This is a genomic window from Streptomyces sp. NPDC059564, from assembly GCF_042735575.1.
Classification (GTDB): domain Bacteria; phylum Actinomycetota; class Actinomycetes; order Streptomycetales; family Streptomycetaceae; genus Streptomyces.
On sequence record NZ_JBHWBP010000583.1, the window covers coordinates 1 to 2,885 of the forward strand.

General features: G+C 72.3%; 3 protein-coding genes. 2 read left to right on the forward strand and 1 reads right to left on the reverse strand.

Translation table 11 applies throughout. The annotated features are described in order from the left end of the window. Positions 1 to 9: 9 nt before the first annotated feature. Positions 10 to 1,446, forward strand: a complete 1,437-nt coding sequence (locus ACFV0Q_RS40520; protein WP_385012986.1) for an amino acid permease — start codon at positions 10 to 12, stop codon at positions 1,444 to 1,446. 77 nt (positions 1,447 to 1,523) lie between these two features. Here ACFV0Q_RS40520 and ACFV0Q_RS40525 read toward each other — a convergent pair whose 3' ends face one another. Further along, positions 1,524 to 2,390 (reverse strand): LuxR C-terminal-related transcriptional regulator, encoded by an 867-nt coding sequence (locus ACFV0Q_RS40525; protein ID WP_385012983.1) that lies wholly within the window; start codon positions 2,388 to 2,390, stop codon positions 1,524 to 1,526. A gap of 261 nt (positions 2,391 to 2,651) precedes the next feature. On the opposite strand from ACFV0Q_RS40525, the gene ACFV0Q_RS40530 reads away from it, so the two are divergent. Then, positions 2,652 to 2,885 (forward strand): nuclear transport factor 2 family protein (locus ACFV0Q_RS40530; protein WP_385012985.1); only part of this gene is annotated, 234 nt, incomplete at its 3' end.

Below are 2,885 nucleotides of genomic sequence, written 5' to 3' on the forward strand. Positions count from 1 at the left end.
AATCACCACATGTCCGCTCGACCGACCGCAGCGGCGCCCGCGCCCGAGGCGCCCGCGCCCGTTCCGATACCCACGCCGGCGCCCGCCGGGGCGGAGCTCGCCGGATCCCTGCGGCCCCGCCATCTGACGATGCTGGCCCTGGGGGGAGTCATCGGGGCCGGCCTGTTCGTCGGCTCCGGCACGGGCCTGCGGATCGCGGGCCCCGCCATCATCCTCTCGTACGCGCTCGCCGCCGCCCTGGCCCTGCTGGTGATGCGGATGCTCGGCGAGATGGCCGCGGCCATGCCGGCCAGCGGCTCGTTCTCCGTCTACGCCGACCGAGCCCTCGGCCGGTGGGCCGGCTTCACCGCGGGCTGGCTGTACTGGGCGGTCACGGTCATCGCGATCGCCATCGAGCTGATCGCCGCCGCCACGATCCTGCACCAGTGGATGCCGGCCGTCCCGCAGTGGACGATCGCCCTGGTGGCGCTGGCCGTCTTCACCCAGGCCAACATGTTCTCGGTCTCCTCCTTCGGGGAGGCCGAGTTCTGGTTCGCGGGCATCAAGGTCGCGGCCATCATCGCCTTCCTCGCGCTCGGCGTCGCCGCCCTGTGCGGGGCGGTCCCCGGCGTCGACGCGCCCGGCATGGGCAACCTGACCGGCCGCGGCGGCTTCCTGCCCCAGGGCTGGAACAGCGTGGTCGCCGGACTGCTCACCGTCGTCTTCGCCTTCGGCGGGATGGAGGTCATCACCATGGCCGCCGCGGAGTCCGGGGATCCGGCCCGCTCGGTCACCAAGGCCGTCAGCAGCGCGATCTGGCGGATCAGCCTCTTCTACCTCGGCTCGATCGCGGTCATCATCACCCTGCTGCCCTGGGACTCCGCCACCCCCGGCCGCAGCCCGTACGTGGCCGTCCTCGACCGGCTCGGCATCCCGGGCGCCGGACGGCTCATCGAGGTCGTCGTGCTGATCGCCCTGCTCTCCGCGATGAACGCCAACCTCTACGGCGCCTCGCGCATGGCCCACTCGCTCGCCGCCCGGGGCGAGGCCCCGCGCCTCCTGCGGCGCACCTCGGGCCGGGGAGCACCGCGCCCGGCGGTGGCGGCGTCGGCGGCCTTCGGGTTCGTCGCGATCCTCCTCGACCACCGCTGGCCGGAGCAGATCCTGCCGTTCCTGGCGAAGGCCATGGGCGGGTCGATGCTGTACATGTGGCTGACGGTCGCGGCCGCCCACCTGGTGCTGCGCCGCCGCCTGGAGCGGGACTCCCCGCACCTTCTGGTGGTGCGCATGCGCGGGTTCCCGTACCTGTCGTGGCTCGCGGCCGCCGGGATCGTGGCCGTGCTGGTGCTGATGGCCCTCGACCCGGACGCGCGCGGCCAGCTGGGGTGGTCGACGCTGCTGGTCCTGGTGCTGCTGGTGGCCGCCGGAGTCCGGGCGCTGCGGGAGCGCCGCGCGGCCGGCCGCTGACGGACGGCCCGGCCGGGAGGGTTCCCGGCCGGGCCGTACGGGCGGTCAGGGCCGCGGGGCTCCGGCGCCCCGGGGCGTCAGGCCGACAGTGCGCCGCAGTCCGGCTCGGCGTGCTCGTCCATGGGCAGCAGGCCCGAGGTGGCGATGAGGTAGCCGAGCTGGGCCCGGCTGCGGCTCTGCAGCAGGGCGGCGATCCGGCTCACGTGGGCGGCGACCGTGCGCCGGCTGGTCCCCAGCCGACGGGCGATGGCCTCGTCCGTGTAACCGGCCACCAGCAGCCGCATCACGGCCCGCTGGATCTCGTCGGCGATGTCGGGCTCCACGGTGCGCGACGCGCCCGGGTCGATGGAGGAGCCGCGCTCCCACGCCTCTTCGAAGACCTGGACCAGGAAGGCCACGATGGACGGCTGCCTGATCTCCAGGGCCGAGGTCCGCGCCTCGGTGTGGCCCGGCACGAAGGCGACGGTCCGGTCGATGATGACCAGCCGGTCGAAGACGTGGTCGAGGGTGCGGACCTCGCAGCCCGCCTCGGTGAGCCGCTCGATGTGGCGCAGGGTGGCCGCGTGGGTCCGTACCGCGTGCGGGTAGAGGGTCCGGTGCCGGGCGGGACCGCGGACGTGGTCGAGCTCGTCCAGGTCGTAGGAGACCCGTGCGCCCCCCGGCTGAACGGTCATCAGCTCCTCGCGGCACTCGCGGACCGCGTGGGCCAGCGTGGAGTGGATGACCTTCTCGCCGTCGATCACCGTGGCCCAGCCGGTGTGTTCGCGCTTCGCGGCCGTGTAGATCGCGGAGACGGGCACGAAACTGCCGGCGATGGCGTGCGCGTCCATCCGCTGCCGCTCCAGCGACTGCTCGATGGGCCGCACCAGTTCGGCCTTGGCCACGTCGGGCGAGACGGGCACCAGTACGGTCGGATCGTCGGGCGGAGCGACGAGCAGCCCCATCCGCAACAGGCACGCGGGCGCGCCCTCCCTGGGCGTACAGCCCTTCACCACGGCCTTGCGGTAGACGCTCAGGCCCTCACCGCATACGCCGCCCCCTCCTTCTGCAGAGTCGTCACGTTCACAACATTCCCCCGGGTACTGCCTTGCATGATCCTGCATGGCTCAATTATGCACTTAGGAATCTAGCCACTATCGGTCCAATAGCTGGCATCTTGGTGTCTTAATGTGTTGTTGACCATGGAACCGGAGGTAACAGGGCAAATGACAGGCAGATACGGAGTACTGGCCGACATCCTCGGCGGGTGGCGCGAAGCCTTCGACGAACGGCGCGTGGACGACCTCGTCGCCCTCTTCGCCGAGGACGCCCTCTTCCAGGGACTGTCCCCCCGGCTCCTCGCCGGCCGCGCCGAGATCCGCACCTACTACGAGAACGTCCCGCCCGGCACCACCGCCACCGTCGAGGTGCTGCACTCCCGCCCGCTCGCCGCCGAGGCG